The 15,677-nt window shown below is 38.9% G+C and carries 15 protein-coding genes; 5 read left to right on the top strand and 10 right to left on the bottom strand.

Annotated elements, in window-relative coordinates; genetic code table 11:
- Positions 1-178 precede the first annotated feature (178 nt).
- From MKL35_RS00365 to MKL35_RS00335, 6 genes are all read right to left on the bottom strand, one after another.
- Positions 179-790, bottom strand: coding sequence for an alpha-ketoglutarate-dependent dioxygenase AlkB family protein (locus MKL35_RS00365; protein ID WP_002156920.1), 612 nt, complete (start codon positions 788-790; stop codon positions 179-181).
- Entirely contained in the window at positions 787-1,641 is an 855-nt protein-coding gene (locus MKL35_RS00360; protein ID WP_032009955.1) for a methylated-DNA--[protein]-cysteine S-methyltransferase, read from the bottom strand. The genes MKL35_RS00365 and MKL35_RS00360 overlap by 4 nt, the downstream gene beginning before the upstream one ends.
- A gap of 126 nt (positions 1,642-1,767) precedes the next feature.
- Positions 1,768-2,355, bottom strand: a complete 588-nt coding sequence (pgsA, locus tag MKL35_RS00350) for a CDP-diacylglycerol--glycerol-3-phosphate 3-phosphatidyltransferase (RefSeq protein WP_002156973.1) — start codon at positions 2,353-2,355, stop codon at positions 1,768-1,770.
- A gap of 118 nt (positions 2,356-2,473) precedes the next feature.
- Positions 2,474-3,268: a thioesterase family protein gene (locus MKL35_RS00345; protein WP_032009957.1), complete on the bottom strand. Its 795-nt coding sequence runs from the start codon at positions 3,266-3,268 to the stop codon at positions 2,474-2,476.
- 120 nt (positions 3,269-3,388) lie between these two features.
- Positions 3,389-5,188, bottom strand: coding sequence for an excinuclease ABC subunit UvrC (gene uvrC / locus MKL35_RS00340; protein WP_031944813.1), 1,800 nt, complete (start codon positions 5,186-5,188; stop codon positions 3,389-3,391).
- A 133-nt stretch (positions 5,189-5,321) separates the two neighbouring features.
- Complete coding sequence (locus MKL35_RS00335) at positions 5,322-5,852, bottom strand: CHAP domain-containing protein (protein WP_002157041.1); 531 nt, start codon at positions 5,850-5,852, stop codon at positions 5,322-5,324.
- 883 nt (positions 5,853-6,735) lie between these two features.
- Here MKL35_RS00335 and MKL35_RS00330 point away from each other — a divergent pair.
- The gene (locus MKL35_RS00330; protein WP_032009960.1) at positions 6,736-7,020 is read left to right on the top strand and encodes a hypothetical protein; all 285 of its coding nucleotides are present in this window, start codon (positions 6,736-6,738) and stop codon (positions 7,018-7,020) included.
- 173 nt (positions 7,021-7,193) lie between these two features.
- On the opposite strand, the gene lpxO is transcribed toward MKL35_RS00330, so the two are convergent.
- A complete protein-coding gene (gene lpxO / locus MKL35_RS00325) occupies positions 7,194-8,108 on the bottom strand; it encodes a lipid A hydroxylase LpxO (RefSeq protein WP_004699120.1) in 915 nt (304 codons plus the stop codon).
- Positions 8,109-8,681: 573 nt separating this feature from the next.
- Between lpxO and fadB the strand changes: the two genes are divergently transcribed.
- Positions 8,682-10,835 (top strand): fatty acid oxidation complex subunit alpha FadB, encoded by a 2,154-nt coding sequence (fadB, locus tag MKL35_RS00320; RefSeq protein WP_006580939.1) that lies wholly within the window; start codon positions 8,682-8,684, stop codon positions 10,833-10,835.
- Between the two features lie 12 nt (positions 10,836-10,847).
- Positions 10,848-12,020 carry an acetyl-CoA C-acyltransferase FadA gene (gene fadA, locus MKL35_RS00315; RefSeq protein WP_209796324.1) on the top strand — a complete coding sequence of 391 codons (1,173 nt, stop codon included), beginning with the start codon at positions 10,848-10,850 and terminating at the stop codon, positions 12,018-12,020.
- Between the two features lie 47 nt (positions 12,021-12,067).
- Here fadA and MKL35_RS00310 read toward each other — a convergent pair whose 3' ends face one another.
- Together MKL35_RS00310 and MKL35_RS00305 are read right to left on the bottom strand one after the other, a co-directional pair.
- Positions 12,068-12,559, bottom strand: coding sequence for a hypothetical protein (locus MKL35_RS00310; RefSeq protein ID WP_002156995.1), 492 nt, complete (start codon positions 12,557-12,559; stop codon positions 12,068-12,070).
- A gap of 238 nt (positions 12,560-12,797) precedes the next feature.
- Positions 12,798-13,445 carry an RBBP9/YdeN family alpha/beta hydrolase gene (locus tag MKL35_RS00305; RefSeq protein WP_068791430.1) on the bottom strand — a complete coding sequence of 216 codons (648 nt, stop codon included), beginning with the start codon at positions 13,443-13,445 and terminating at the stop codon, positions 12,798-12,800.
- 71 nt (positions 13,446-13,516) lie between these two features.
- Here MKL35_RS00305 and MKL35_RS00300 point away from each other — a divergent pair, with 71 nt between their 5' ends.
- Positions 13,517-13,882: a MerR family transcriptional regulator gene (locus MKL35_RS00300; protein WP_004883582.1), complete on the top strand. Its 366-nt coding sequence runs from the start codon at positions 13,517-13,519 to the stop codon at positions 13,880-13,882.
- Between the two features lie 21 nt (positions 13,883-13,903).
- Here the strand turns inward: MKL35_RS00300 and MKL35_RS00295 are convergent, their stop codons facing one another.
- On the bottom strand, positions 13,904-14,662 hold the full coding sequence (locus MKL35_RS00295) for a hypothetical protein (protein WP_032009967.1): 759 nt from the start codon (positions 14,660-14,662) through the stop codon (positions 13,904-13,906).
- 177 nt (positions 14,663-14,839) lie between these two features.
- On the opposite strand from MKL35_RS00295, the gene MKL35_RS00290 reads away from it, so the two are divergent.
- Positions 14,840-15,550 carry a DsbA family oxidoreductase gene (locus MKL35_RS00290; RefSeq protein ID WP_002156938.1) on the top strand — a complete coding sequence of 237 codons (711 nt, stop codon included), beginning with the start codon at positions 14,840-14,842 and terminating at the stop codon, positions 15,548-15,550.
- Positions 15,551-15,677 lie beyond the last annotated feature (127 nt).

The raw sequence follows: 15,677 nt of genomic DNA, 5'->3' as shown, positions 1-15,677 counted from the left end.
TTTAAAGTTTTCTTACACTTTGAAGCATTGAAAATATCCAAATATTCTCATATTATGATTTTAGCACCTATTGATGATTCTTTTCATCAGCAGCTCATCAATAGAAGGCTCTCCCTCAGAGGAATAAGCTCATGCTGCCATCATGGGCTTTTTTCTTGCCCAATTTTTATAATAAAACTTATGAAAATTTGAACTGACGGAATGTCAGATTAATACGCGGTTGTAAAATCTTTGTAGAACGATTTAAACGGTGTTGCCAATATTGTTGAGTCTCACCACGCATCACAATAAGTTGACCTGGTTGTAACCACATCTCAACTTTTTCCTTGGTTTGAATATGTCTAAAAGAGAACTTCCGCGTTGCTCCAAAACTTAAAGAAGCAATTGTAGTAGTTCTAGCTAAAGACACATCCGAATCACTATGCCAAGCCATACCTTGCGTTCCGTCTTCATAAAGATTTGCCAAGCAAGAGTTAAATTTTTCTGAAAGAATCTGCTCGACTTGCTGCTTTAGCTTGGCAAGTGCTCTGTCCCACGGTAAAGAATCACGGAAAACACCAGAATATTTATATCGATAGTGCTCATCTCCATACCAAGCAACCTTGCGGGGTGTAATAAAGTGCTTACCGTATAGCTTCGCTTCATCATGTCGCCATGCCAAATGGTGGTACAAATAATGAAAATATTGTTCGGCTTCTTCCGTACTTAAAATACATCCATAATCCTGAACCTCACCTTCATAAGGCAATAAGTTTGAACAAGGCTCCGGAGAAAATAAATCTAGTGTCATGCAATCTCCCCTTGCTGCTTAGCCATTTCCCAAGCTAACAATGCCAGTTTACGCCCTTTTTGCCAATGGTACTCACCGACCATTCCTGTTGCACGAATGACTCGATGACACGGAATTAAATACGCAATCGGATTTTGCCCAATTGCCGTAGCGACTGCTCTGACTGCTTTAGGTTTTCCAATTTGATCAGCAATATCTTGGTAAGTACGTAGCTGTCCTTCGGGAATAGTAAGTAATGCTTCCCACACTTGAAGCTGAAATGGTGTTCCTGCAAGATTAAGCGGTAATTTCTGCTGTAAGTGTTCTGAAAAATCTTGTCTAAACCACTGTGCAATTTGCTGATGCCAAATCGGAGAGTGATTTCTTAGTTGAGCTTTCGGAAAGTATTGTTTAATGATGTCTTCAATATTTTCACGACTATCAACAAAGCGAACAGAACAAATCCCTTTCTCACTACTTACTACTAATAAATCACCAAATGGGCTTGTTTCAACTGAATAATTCAGTTCAACCCCATCACCTTGCTGCTTGTATTCACCTGGGGTCATCCCCTCAAGCTGAATAAACAAATCATGTAAACGACCCGTACCCGATAGTCCAGTATTTAAAGCAGTATCTAATAAGCTACGTTGCTGCATTAAATAATATTTTGCCTGCTGCAAGCTCATATATTGCACAAACTTTTTAGGGCTAATGCCTACCCATTCCTGAAACTGCCGCTGGATATAACTTGGACTTAAATCCATATATGTAGCGACATCTTCTAAGCTTGGTTGCTGGTCTAGATGTTCATATAAATATTCAATAATTGTGGCAATCACAGCAAATTGCCGAGAAGAAAGCATTTGCATCTGTCACCTCCTTAGCACTTAATCTTACTTTAAAGTAGCCAAAGTCTTATGACGACCCGATTCTTGCACTCTTCAAAAATAAAAAAAGCCTTTCGTTATAGAAAGGCTTAATCATTCAACCTGACATTAGGGTTGTTTTAGATATGGCCACGCTGCTTTTAAATAAATAAACATTGACCATAAAGTGAGAATCACAGCGGTATATAACAAAGCATAAGCCAGCATTTCTAAAGGCTGCCAATTCAGTAGAAATACACTAATCGCAATCATTTGAAATGCGGTCTTATATTTACCTACAGTTGACACTGCTACACTGGTTCGTGCACCGAGCTCTGCCATCCACTCACGTAAAGCAGACACGGTAATTTCCCGTGAAATAATAACAATTGCAGCAAAAGCCATCGCAATTGTCGGTTTCCACTGCACTAAAACAATAAGTGCAGCTGCCACCATAAGTTTGTCTGCAACTGGGTCTAAGAATCGGCCAAATGCTGAAGTCTGGTTCAAAGTTCGTGCTAAGTAGCCATCAAACCAGTCAGTTACGGCAGCCAGCACAAAAATAGCCGTCAAGATAATATGACGCGTCATACTTCCTACGTGCTCACCAATACCTATTGCAGGCGGCCAATATGCAATCACCAAAAATACAGGAATAAGCGCGATACGCGCCAAAGTTAGGATATTTGGGATATTCAGGATTCGCCCTGTGGTCATAAACACCGCCAATTTAGTCTTCACGCATCTTTTAACAGACAACGACACATACTTCAATATTGTATCTATCTGTAACAGCCACTTTATACGAAATATGTGAATCGAGAAAGTAGATTACTTAGGTAAATACCGTAACAGTTTGCCGCAAGATTGCAATTAAATGATCATTTTGATCCCAAAGATATGCATATTCTGTGGAATAACCCTCAGCCGCATATTCAGTCGTGACTTTATATTTAAACCAGTCACACAACTGATGCTGAACTGGATGAACATAAGTAATGTGCCATGTTAAAGAGCTTGCTGGCGCAACTTGCTTAAACATTGGCAATACACCCGGTGGCCAAATATCCATAAGAACAATCAAATCAGATAATGTCATTTGACGATTCGCATGCTGCTCTGGTGAGAACCTTGACCAGCCACCAAAGTCGGGATGTTTACTTCCCGTTACCGGATAATTCCCCTCAGCCCAACAGACTTCAAAATGCTGAAAGCATTCAGGCATATGTTTCGCAAAAGGAATGACAGATAAATTTTCAGGTGGTACATAAGCAGGGACGACTGGCTCTTGCTTTACCTCAATACTCGATGCACGAGAAGCCCCAAAACTTGCAACCAAAATCGTTTGTACTGCATCATCTTGCCATAAACGTGCTTCAAGCGTAGTGACTGACTTTCCTTCTCTTAAAACTTCAATAGTCAATCGGGCAGCGCCTTGTTGTACAGGGCCTACAAAAGTAACACTACAACTTAATAACCTTTTATTTGAATCTTGAATATAGGAGCATGCCTTTTGCATTAATAACCCAGCAACAAGGCCCCCAAAAACGGTGCGGCCCTGTAACCATCCTGCGGGTATATCAATCCATTCATTTTGTTTTACATCTTCCCATAGTTGTAATAACGACATTCCTATCCCTAAATCATGCGTATGATTAAGAAATATCTTTCATCATTTTGACCAACATGTGAATGATCATTCAGCTATTAATTTACGAGCGCTTTTGTCACTCACATAAATAAGACATGACTACTCATGCAAAATTTTATAAATCGTTCTTGCCATCACTTCACCTAAGCCCGGCACGACCGTCAATTCTTTTTCAGATGCTTTTAACACACCTTGAATTCCACCAAAATGTGTTAATAAATCTCGACGGCGTTTAGGTCCTAAGCCCGGAATGGCCTCTAAAACTGAAGTACTACGGCGTTTATCGCGTTTAGCGCGGTGTTTAGTAATGGCAAAACGGTGAGCTTCATCACGTACCTGTTGAATCAAATGTAGTGCCTTGTTATCTTCAGGTAACTGGATTTTTGTGCCATCAGTAAAATGAAGCGTTTCAAGGCCCGGTTTACGTCCCTCACCTTTTGAAACACCAATCATGAAAGCATCAAGTCCAAGATCTTGCATAACTTCCATGGCCATATGGAGCTGGCCTTTACCACCATCAATTAAAAGTAAATCCGGCAACATTGCCTTTTTATAACGACGTGTTAAAGCTTGTCGCATCGCAGCGTAATCATCGCCTGCGGTAATATCTTGAATGGCAAATTGTCGATAATCCCGTTTACGTGCACCGCCTTGGTCAAACACCACACACGATGCAATAGGCGCTTCACCCATGGTATGGCTAATATCAAAACACTCAATACGATCGATCGGACGGCCAACTACCTGCTCAAGCTGGTGGAAACGCTCATTAAGTTCTAAATGATTACTCAACTGTCCTTTAATCGCATGCTGAACATTCATTTCAGCAAGTTCTAACCATTCAGCACGTGTTTCTCGTACATTACTCTTAATTTGAACTTTCTTTCCAAACTGCTGTGCTAAGGCTTCTTCCAATTCTTTACGGTCAGGTAAAGCAGTATTTACAATCAGTTCGCTTGGGACTTCATCGGCAACCTGAAAGTAAAAGTTTGCCATAAAGTCACTTAGCATTTGCCCGAGGTCATCCCCTAACATATCAGGGAAATAACTTTTGCCGCCTAACATACGACCATTACGCACATGCATAATCTGCACACATGTCACACCAGCCTGATAGGCAATGGCTAAAATATCCGCCTCACCTTTCACTTTGAAAACAGCTTGCTGTGCTTGTACTTCGCGAAGTAAAGACAAACGGTCTCGATAAAAAACAGCTTTTTCAAATTCAAGATCTGCCGCTGCCTGCTCCATTTTCGCAATCAGTTCTTGGTTTAATTCTTTGGTATCACCTTGTAAGAAGCGAATACTGTTATTGACGTCTTCTTTGTAATCTTCTGGTGAGACTAAGCCTACACATGGGGCCGAGCAACGTTTGATTTGATATTGCAAACATGGACGCTTGCGCTGTGAGAAGTAAGTATTTTCACATTGGCGCACATTAAAAAGTTTTTGTAAAACCAGTAAGGTATCTCGAGCACTATAAGCGCTTGGATACGGGCCAAAGAACTTCCCGATTTGGTGCTTACCTTTGCCACGTCCACTGGCAATTCGCGGATAAGGTTTATCTGCCGATACAAAGATATAGACATATGACTTATCGTCTCGCAGCATGATGTTATAAGGCGGACGATGTTGCTTAATTAAGTTTTGTTCTAAAAGCAGCGCTTCGGTTTCTGAACGCGTAACGAGCGTTTCAATATCATAAATTCGTGCAACTAAAGCCTGAGTTTTCGGATGCTCAATAGTTTTGACAAAATAACTCGATACCCGATTTTTTAGGTTTTTAGCTTTACCCACATATAACAACTCTCCCTCTTTCCCTAGCATCTTATAAACGCCTGGAAGTTGGGTCAGGTTAGCTAAAATTTTTTCAATATGGGGACGAGCGTTTTGATTCACTATGGGTATACATGGCTTAATATTGAATACCTAATGTGATGTTTTCACCCTTACTTTTCAAGTGCTTTACTGTGGCAGAACCTAAATTTGAAAACACATCATGAATTAGCCCGACAATATGTGTCGTACTACCTTAAGAGTCGAGGCGATAGTAACTATATTTCACGTCTTTTTCTTTATATACCGCATAGGTTTTTTGACGAAAATCTGAGAACCAACCATTACCCGTATAGCCAGCAATGTGTCCGTAGGTATGACCACTGGTGCGTTCAATAATATAGATATCCCCTTCTTGAGGACGGTTAAATGCCGGTTTGATTTTCTTATAGCCGTTCTTTTCTAAGGTATGTCCCCAGTCAGATGCAGCTACTGGATGCTTGGAAACATCTGCACCTGCTGCTTGTAGAGCAATACGGATATTCTTGGCACATTTCTCTTTGCTGTGCTTTGCTGACATGCTTTCAAGTTTGCTTGAGAACTTATGTAAATCAATGTTTTGATCTTCTACTTTATGTCTTTTAGAAGTCGTTCGGCCATGCTTTTTAGTCTCAGCAGAAGCTTTGTTTAACATCGCTTTCGTTTTTAAGTCACCCTGAGAACTTTCTTCTTTTCTCAATTTAATATGGTGAACATGTGCATGAGCTACGTGATGAGCATGAGCCATTTTGAAACCTACTTCCGCTAATCAGTCTTCGAAAAAACGGAGCAATTGTAGAATCAAAATTATGCGTTGGCTTTTAATAGTTGTAACAAATTGCCAGCACTGTGAAATGAGTCACAAAATGAATTTATCGTTTTTATTTTATAAAAAAATACCTTTTCTGGCCCTTTAATCTTTCTATAAATATTGAGGCAAAGATATCCTCTTATAAAAGCAAAATACTTAGCTACAACCAATCAATCAAATTTATTTCAACCGACCAAACACTTATATAAAACTTCAGATTAATTAGAAATTTTAAATATTATAAATATTTCCCTAAATAATATTTAAAATGAAAAAATTTAATAAAAATAAACCACATTTATTTTAAATAAAAATCCTTTTTAATAATTGACGCTTTTCATTTTAACTATTATTATCTCGTTGCTGGCCTACATTGCCAGTCGGTTTTGACAGACCGTTGATCCACCACGGATTATAGTTCTGCTATAATTCGCTGGACCCTTGCGTCCCCCTTCTTTGCGGTAGGACGGTTGGGGGACGCCCCGTGCGTGCTGGTTCTATGGATCCCAGTCTGTCAACCCCTTTCCGTTCTACCACCCTAATTAATTCGCGGTAATCTGGTGGTAGGACTCCATTTTTAAGGAGTTGGCCATGCCATTATTCAAAGCTGTTTTCTCTCTAATTTAATTATTTTATTTATTTAAAATTTGGTTTTTTACGCCTTATTTTTATATCTATAAATTATTTTTATTTTAAAATTTTAATCATTTTATTTTCCTACTTTTTTAGGAGGATTAACTATTACCTAAAATTTATTTTAACCACTTAAACCTATTATATTTTTATTCTACTCATAGATATAAATCATTATGAGAATAATATGAAAACTTATAAATCTATTTTAACTTTTAGTTTAGTTCTAGGTAGCTTGGGCATTTCGGGTTGCAATTTACACACTCAGCAGGAGTTTGAAAAAATTTGCTTGTCAGGTCGGCATAGCGAGTCGAGTTGTGACTGTATTTATCAACAACTTGAAAAAGCTTATTCCCCGAAAATGATGCAACGCCTAGAACATGTCAGTTTGCAAAGTCCTGTTCTCCCACAGGACTTTGTCCCTACTTTTTTGAACACCATGCAACGATGTGACAAAAGTAGTCTGGGCTAAGCGTTGGCTTAGCTCTTTATCTCTGTGTCGCAATGGTTGATTACTTTAAATCAGCGCAAAAAATTAAAGTATGTTGTGGCACAGAGGCCTCTCAGAAAATTTCCACAAAAAAAACCACACTCGAAGGTGTGGCTTAGTTCAATCACGCAGAATTTTTATTTCGGGCGCTTTCATTAAAACACGTATGGTCGTACAAAAATCAGGAAGAAAATTCCAAGCATGAGGAACCACTTCAAGAAGTAATACAACTTACGGTTTTTAGCTTTTAAAGCTTTAGCTTTAATACGAATTTGGTAAACATAACCAAAGGCTTTATTTAAGCCCCCTGTTTGATCACCTGTTTCATTTGGTGAACTTGCCGCAGTCATCACATTACGACCAAACCAATGGTTGAAACGTTCCATCCATTTCACTTTCATTGGACGCTCAACGTCTGCGAAGAAAATAATACGGTTTTGATCAGTCTTATTTTCAGCATAGTGAATATAAGTTTCATCAAACACGACACTTTGACCGTCACGCCAAGAGTATCTTTCACCATCTACATCAATAAAACAACGGTCATCATTTGGTGTAATTAAACCTAAGTGATAACGAAGTGAACCTGCGTACGGGTCACGGTGTCTAACCAAACGGCTATCAGGAGCAAGTTCTGTAAACATTGCCGCTTTAATGGTTGGTAATGTTTTGAGTAAAGCCGTTGTTTTTGGACAAAGCTCAGCAGCCGAAGGATGACTTGATTCATACCACTTGAGGTAAAAACGTTTCCATCCTGTTTTAAAGAACGAGTTAAACCCTAAGTCATTGTAGGTACTCGATGCTTTAATCCCACCTTGGTCATATAAAGCTTTTGCTTCATCTCGAATCATTTCCCAATTTTCATCTAACACTTTTAAATCTTTAAAGTGTTGAGTATCGATATAAGGCTGATTCGGTACCTTTGAAAAGATGTACATTAAAAAGTTAATCGGTGCGAGCAAGGTTGAATGGTCAAAAAATTGACGATAAAACGAGTGACGCACTTTGCCGCGATGTTGGATATACAATGCAGATATTACAAAAATCGCTAATACGATCCACTTAATCATATTGCTACTCTTTCAAAAGTTTAGGGCAACATTACCTTAATTTTCGAAGGTAATAGTAGCCAGAAGAATATTTAATTGGCGCAAATTTTAGCAAAATTGACTTATAAAAAGCGAATGTAAAAAATTAAACAGCATATTTCGGAACATTAAGTACTTTAATATAAAAAATAGTACGTAAATTTTTGTGGTTCTAATTCATTAGAAAATTGTGACTTTATAGTCGGTTTTTTCAGTCATTACACCAGAACAATTGACCTTTTTGACAAGAAGTGAAAGGAATAAAATTCACATTTTTTATATAAAAAATTAAAGATTTATACTTTTTATAATTAAAAACTTAAATTAAAACAAAAACCTCTAACCAATAGCTATCTCTATGATTTTCTTTATGCATTTAAGTGGTATGAATTCAACAAAAAATAAGATGACCCTTGCGTCACGGCTTGATACAACTTGTCGGGTTCTTTTTAGATATAGTTATCGTAAGATTAGCGAAGCATAAATGTGTACCGGAGCTGTACACACGCTTCATAACATCAACTTAGAAATCCTCCAAAACTAAGGAGATCAGGCATGATCCACGCTGGCAATGCCATTACCGTCCAAATGCTTGCGGACGGAATTGCAGAATTCCGCTTTGACTTACAAGGTGAGTCGGTCAATAAATTTAACCGTGCAACAATTGAAGATTTCAAAGCTGCTATCGCGGCTGTAAAAGCTAATAACGATATTAAAGGCTTAGTCGTAACTTCTGGTAAATCTACATTTATTGTAGGTGCAGATATTACCGAGTTTGGTGAAAACTTCGCACAAGGCGAAAAAGCGATTGTTGACTGGCTTATGCCTGTTCACGAAATCTTCAATAGTTTTGAAGATTTAGACGTTCCAAAAGTTGCTGCTATTAATGGCATGGCTTTAGGTGGCGGTTTTGAAATGTGTTTAGTTTGTGACTATCGCGTGATGTCAGAAGCTGCACAAGTGGGTTTACCAGAAATTAAACTCGGCATTTACCCAGGTTTCGGTGGTAGTGTTCGTTTAAGCCGTCTTATTGGTATCGATAATGCAGTTGAATGGATGGCAATGGCTGCTCCTAAAAAACCAGCTGCTGCGCTTAAAGATGGTGCTGTAGATGCTGTTGTAGCTGCTGACAAATTACTTGATGCTGCAACTGACTTGGTTAAACAAGCAATTTCTGGTCGTTTAAACTGGAAAGCAAAACGCCAAGAAAAACTTGAAGCTGTAAAATTGAATCCGCTTGAACAAATGATGGCGTTCAACACAGCAAAAGGTGCAGTACTTGCTAAAGCAAATCCTGCTCAATACCCTGCTCCAAAACTATTACTTGATTCATTACAAGCTGGTGCAAGCCTTGCACGTGATGAAGCATTAAAAGCTGAAGCTGAAGGCTTTGCTAAAGCAGCAATTACTCCACAAGCTGGCGCATTGATTGGTCTATTCATCAATGACCAAGTTGTGAAAAAGGCATCTAAACAACATGAAAAAGGTGCTCACCCTGTAAACCAAGCAGCTGTTCTAGGTGCAGGTATTATGGGTGGTGGTATTGCTTACCAAGCAGCAAGCAAAGGCACTCCAATTATCATGAAAGATATTGGTAACCCACAACTTGCACTAGGTATGTCAGAAGCTAACAACTTGTTAACTAAGCAAGTTGAACGCAAGAAAATGAAGCCTGCACAAATGGGTGAAACGCTTGCACGTATTCGTCCTACTTTAAGCTACGAAGAGTTTAAAGAAGTCGACATCGTGATCGAAGCGGTAACTGAAAATCCAAAAGTTAAAGAAATCGTACTTGCAGAAACTGAGAAAAATGTTCGTGAAAACACGATCATTGCTTCTAATACTTCTACAATTTCAATTACACGTTTGGCAAAAGCATTACAACGTCCTGAAAACTTCGTTGGTATGCACTTCTTCAACCCAGTTCACATGATGCCGCTTGTAGAAGTTATTCGTGGTGAAAAGACTTCTGAAGAAGCAATTGCAACGACTGTCGTTCTTGCTCAAAAAATGGGTAAAACACCAATCGTTGTAAATGACTGCCCAGGGTTCTTGGTTAACCGTGTATTGTTCCCTTACTTCGGTGCATTTGACCTTCTTGTAAAAGACGGCGCAGATTTCCAACAAATCGACAATGTAATGTCTAAGTTTGGTTGGCCAATGGGCCCTGCTTACCTGATCGATGTTGTAGGTATTGATACAGGTGTGCATGGTGCAGAAGTAATGGCGGAAGGTTTCCCTGACCGTATGAAGCCAGACTACAAAGGCGCAATCCAAGCAATGTATGAAGCGAAGCGTCTTGGTCAAAAGAATGACGTAGGTTTCTACAAATACGAACTCGACAAGAAAGGCAAGAAAGCAAAAACTGTTGATCCAACAGCGTATGAAGTGATTGCTCCGTTCGTAACTGGCGAAAAACGCGAATTTGATAACCAAGAAATCATTGACCGTATGATGCTTGCTTTCTGTAACGAAACAGTTCGTTGCTTGGAAGACAAGATTGTAGCAACTGCATCTGAAGCAGACATGGCAATGATTATGGGTGTAGGTTTCCCTCCATTCCGTGGTGGTCCATGCCGTTACATCGACCAAACTGGTGTTGCTGAATACGTTGCACTTTGCGATAAATATGCACACTTAGGTAAGGCTTATGAAGCGCCGCAAATGTTGCGCGACATGGCTGCTAACAATAAAAAATTCTACGGTTAAGGAGCGACGTGAATGGCTACTTTAAATCCACGTGACGTTGTGATTGTTGATGGCGTTCGTTCTGCCATGGGCAAATCTAAAAACGGTATGTTCCGTAATGTACGTGCCGACAGTTTATCTGCTGAACTTGTACGTGCGCTCGTTGCCCGTAACCAGTTTGATGTAAACGAAGTTGAAGACCTGATCTGGGGCTGTGTAAACCAGACTCTAGAACAAGGTATGAACATTGGCCGTAACATCGGTTTATTGGCTGACTTGCCTAAAACTGTTGCTGGTCAAACAGTGAACCGTCTTTGTGGTTCGTCTATGCAGGCAATCCACATTGCCGCAGCACAAATTGCGACTAACCAAGGTGACATCTTCATTATTGGTGGTGTAGAGCACATGGGCCATGTAGGTATGATGCACGGCATCGACCTTAACCCAGAAGCATCTAAACACTATGCAAAAGCATCTAACATGATGGGCTTAACTGCTGAAATGTTAGGTCGTATGAACGGCATTACTCGTGAAGAACAAGATGCGTTCGGTGTTGAATCTCATCGCCGTGCTTGGGCTGCAACTCAGGAAGGTCGTTTCAAAAATGAAATCGTTGGTGTTGAAGGTCACGATGCAAATGGTTTCAAAATCCTTTGCGACATCGACGAAGTGATTCGTCCAGATGCAAACCTTGAAGCATTCAAAGCATTAAAACCTGTATTTGACCCTAAAGGTGGTTCAGTAACAGCAGCAACTTCTTCTGCTCTTTCTGACGGTGCTTCTGCAATGTTGCTTATGTCTGCTGAACGTGCACAAGCATTAGGTTTAAAACCACGTGCTGTAATTCGCTCTATGGCAGTAGCAGGCTGTGACGCAGCAATCATGGGTTACGGCCCAGTTCCAGCGACTCAAAAAGCGCTTAAGCGTGCTGGCTTATCAATTGCTGATATTCAGACTGTTGAGTTAAATGAAGCATTTGCTGCACAAGGCTTGTCTGTTCTTAAGGGCTTAGGTCTTTATGACAAACAAGACATCGTGAACTTAAATGGTGGTGCAATCGCACTTGGTCACCCACTAGGCTGTTCTGGTGCACGTATTACAACTACGTTGTTGAACGTAATGGAACAACAAGATACTCAAATTGGTCTTGCGACTATGTGTATCGGCCTTGGTCAAGGTATTGCAACGATTATCGAACGTGTTTAATTAATACTAAGATAAAAGAATCCCCGCTCAATGCGGGGATTTTTATTTTACCGGCCTTTTAAACCATCTTGGATTTGTTGCTGTAATTTCAAAATATCATCTAAATTTACTTTCATCGTACCTTCACGATAAGCATCGACATTACTTCGGTTAATGTTCAACGGCTTTAACATTTCAAAAAGACCATTGGTTGGGTCAGAAGACTGAATCCCACCCGCTACAGCTAGAATATATTCTCGTAAAAATGGAGAAAGTTGTGAGAGATCAGGCTGCGCCATAACGGGCTGATAATCTATGGTCGTCATCCCTTCTGGGACTAAAGCATTCTGTATATCGTTATGTATTTTATATTCATGGTGTTGTAGTGCTTGGCGTACCTTCTTATCTTCTTGAAACGGCACAAAGCCCACCTCATCACGTAGCTCAGATTCAGCCATAACGCGAATAGTGGGTAAAGTCGTTACTTCTTCTGCCTGAACAGTTGGTAAACCCATAAAAGCAAATGCAGCGATTAAAGCTGATTGTTTTAGAAAGTTCATAACTAGCTCCAAAAAATCAGTCATCCTATTTCAATCAAAAGATGAAGATTCAAATAAAGGTCTCTATAAATAGGCTACAACAAACTGCTTTGTGATTCAGTAAGGCTCAGATAAACGGTAAATATAATTAAAATTTTTAATGTAATAGTAAGGGACTTTCTTAATAAAAAGCTGAATAGAAAAACCACCCTATAAATGAGTTATAACCATTTATAGGGTGAGATTTATCTTATAGATTTTATTTGTTCTCTAACATTTCTTTTAAAGAGTCGACCAATTGAGGAAATGCCGTATAACCTTCCCGACCTAAAAAGTGCCCGCCATTAGGAACAGTAATGTACGGCGCATCAATATCCTTAGCCAATTGAATCGTTAAGTGTGGTGGAACCAAATCATCATTATCAGATAAATACACCAACTTTTTCTTTATGCTCTTAAAATAATTGGTGTCGACTTTGCTCTTTGTTATATAAGCTGTGAGAGGGTAAGAATCTGCAATTGGTCCAGAGAATCCGGATACTAAAATCATTCCTCCAATATTTTTATAATCATGTCTTTGCAAAAAGTGCAGTAACGTAATGACACCCAAACTATGTGCCACAAAATAAGTATTTTCATTAACCTCTGGTATCTGTTCATCTAAAACCTTCTGCCAAGCATCTACATTGGGATGCTCAGAATCTGGAAATGGTATTAAAGTAACAGAGGTATTTTCGTCTTCTATTTGATGTTTTAGATCCAAGAACCAGTGATCATGTATAGAAGCCGAATAACCGTGAAGTACAAATATTTGACGCATGTTCTTCTCCTGATGTTCCAGTGTTTTGGTATTTGCAGCAAATGACATTAATCCGAATAACACCAATAAAATGAGTTTTCTGATCATTGAACAAGTACCATTTTGAAAGATAAAAACATGCTAAACTATGACACCACTGTTAAGGTCAAGCCTATTTTATGAACCTAGCTAAAGTCGCTGAGCTTACAAAAGTTAGTCCGCGTATGCTGCGTTATTATGAAAGTTTAGGGCTAATACAACCGCATCGCGCAAGTAATAACTATCGCAGTTATACTCAAAAAGACATTGAAAATATTAAGAAAATTAAAATATTAAATGATGCTGGTATGACGCTAAAAGATATCCAAGTGTTATTACCATGTTTTGATTTAGATGAAAGGGTATTTACGCTCTGCCCTATTGTTCAAGAAAAGCTACAAACCGAACTGATGCATGTATGTGAGCAGTTAAACAAACTACAAACTTCTCAAAGTTTATTACAATCTTTCTTGATAAAAGGCAAAGCTGAGAGCACCAATACATAGTAGTTGATGCTCATGCTGTCATTATTCTTCTAGCTCATTTTCTAAAGCAGCCACGTTCTTTTTCTTAATACTTTCAATTTTTGTATTAAGCTTTAAGACATGTTGGTAAAGCTCGTTAAATTTTTTAACTTGAGCATTTTCATGAAAAAGAATCATATGGTCTTTCTTTTGCCACGAATAATTTTTTAGAAGTTTAAACATTTCCTCTGCGTCATCTAAAATTTGCAGCTCAATCATAAAAATCGTATGGTCTTGATCAGCCTTTTGCTGAGTTCCCAATTTCATTTCAAGAAGTTGTCTGGTATCTGCATCAACAGATAATTCCTGTATTTTAGCGAGAAAGATTTTATGAATTTTTTCATATTCAGATTGGTATTTATCTGAAGCTTTTCGAACGTCAGCCAACATCTTTTCTGTTTCAGCATATTTTTGTTTTTTATCAATATCCAAACGGTCAACATTTAAAAAAGTATCCCATTTTGCAGCCTTTAATTCTCTTAAGTATTCATTACGCGCATTTACATTTTGAACCCAATAACTTAAAAGAAATTCTGAGACTTGCTTATAGTGCCCTGCGAGCCGTTTATCATGAATATCGAGTTGTACAGGTTTAGACCAATCTTGAGCCTGTTCATAAAGTTCACTCATTTTTTCATTCATCACCACATCGAACATTTGGCTACTGTCTTTAGCTTGTTGCTGTTTAATATGTTGATAGGAAAAAAAGACAATACCTGCAATTACCACCAAACCTGCAATCGCAATCAAAATTCGGCGCATACACACCTCCTATTTCCATTCTTATAGTTTTGCTCTTTATAGTTATGAAATAGAGCTCTTACTTCTTTATATGTCATTTATTTCACAATACGCAACACTCTATTCGCTATTCAATGCTTTAAATCCTTGTACATCATCCCTATTATGATGGGTAATTAAAATTTATGAGATTCTCCCATGCGTGTTGATGTCTGGTCTGATGTAGTTTGTCCTTTTTGTTACATCGGCAAAAAACGCCTTGAGCATGTCGCGGCTGAAGCTGGCATTGAACTTGATATTCATTGGCATAGTTTCGAGTTAGATCCGAATGCGCCAGCGACCCACGACACTTCAAATACTGAGCGTTTAGCGAAAAAATATGGTCGTACCTATGAAGAGATGGAAGAAATGGAGCGCAACATTGCGGCCATGGCTGCCTCTGAAGGAATCGACTTCCAATGGCAAAAAGCCAACTCAGGCAATAGCTTTAACGCTCACCGTATTATTCACCTAGCTCAAAGTAAAGGCTTAGGTAACGAAGCAAAAGAAGCCTTTTTTCACGCTTATATGACTGAAGGTTTAGCTATTGGCGAACGCGAAGTCGTAGAAGAAATCGCTTCTCGTATTGGCCTAGATAATGCCGAAGTTGAATATGTACTCGATACAAATGAATTAGCTGACTTTGTTCGTCATGACGAAAAGATTGCGCATGAGCAACTTAATGTAACAGGCGTACCATTCTTTGTATTTGATCAAAGAATTGCGCTTGCAGGCGCACAACCTCGTGAAGTGTTTTTACAAGTCTTAGAACAAGCACAGCTCAAGGCAAATGCTGAAGAAATCGAGCAAGATGATGCTGCTGTTTGTAATGATGAAACATGTGATATTCCACAAAATAAACAGTCTTAATTGCAAAGTGTGAACAAATCGTATGTTTTATCATCGTTTTAGCAATAGAGCGTTCTAAAAAAAGAACTATTCAATTGCTTAAAATGCGTTTATGATTGCCACTTAGAATATTCGCGCTGTAATGTTC

Source organism: Acinetobacter sp. AOR41_HL, assembly GCF_027854645.1.
GTDB classification, from domain to species: domain Bacteria; phylum Pseudomonadota; class Gammaproteobacteria; order Pseudomonadales; family Moraxellaceae; genus Acinetobacter; species Acinetobacter nosocomialis.
Note: the sequence above shows the minus strand (reverse complement) of the source record. Positions and strands in the feature narration are given on the sequence as shown.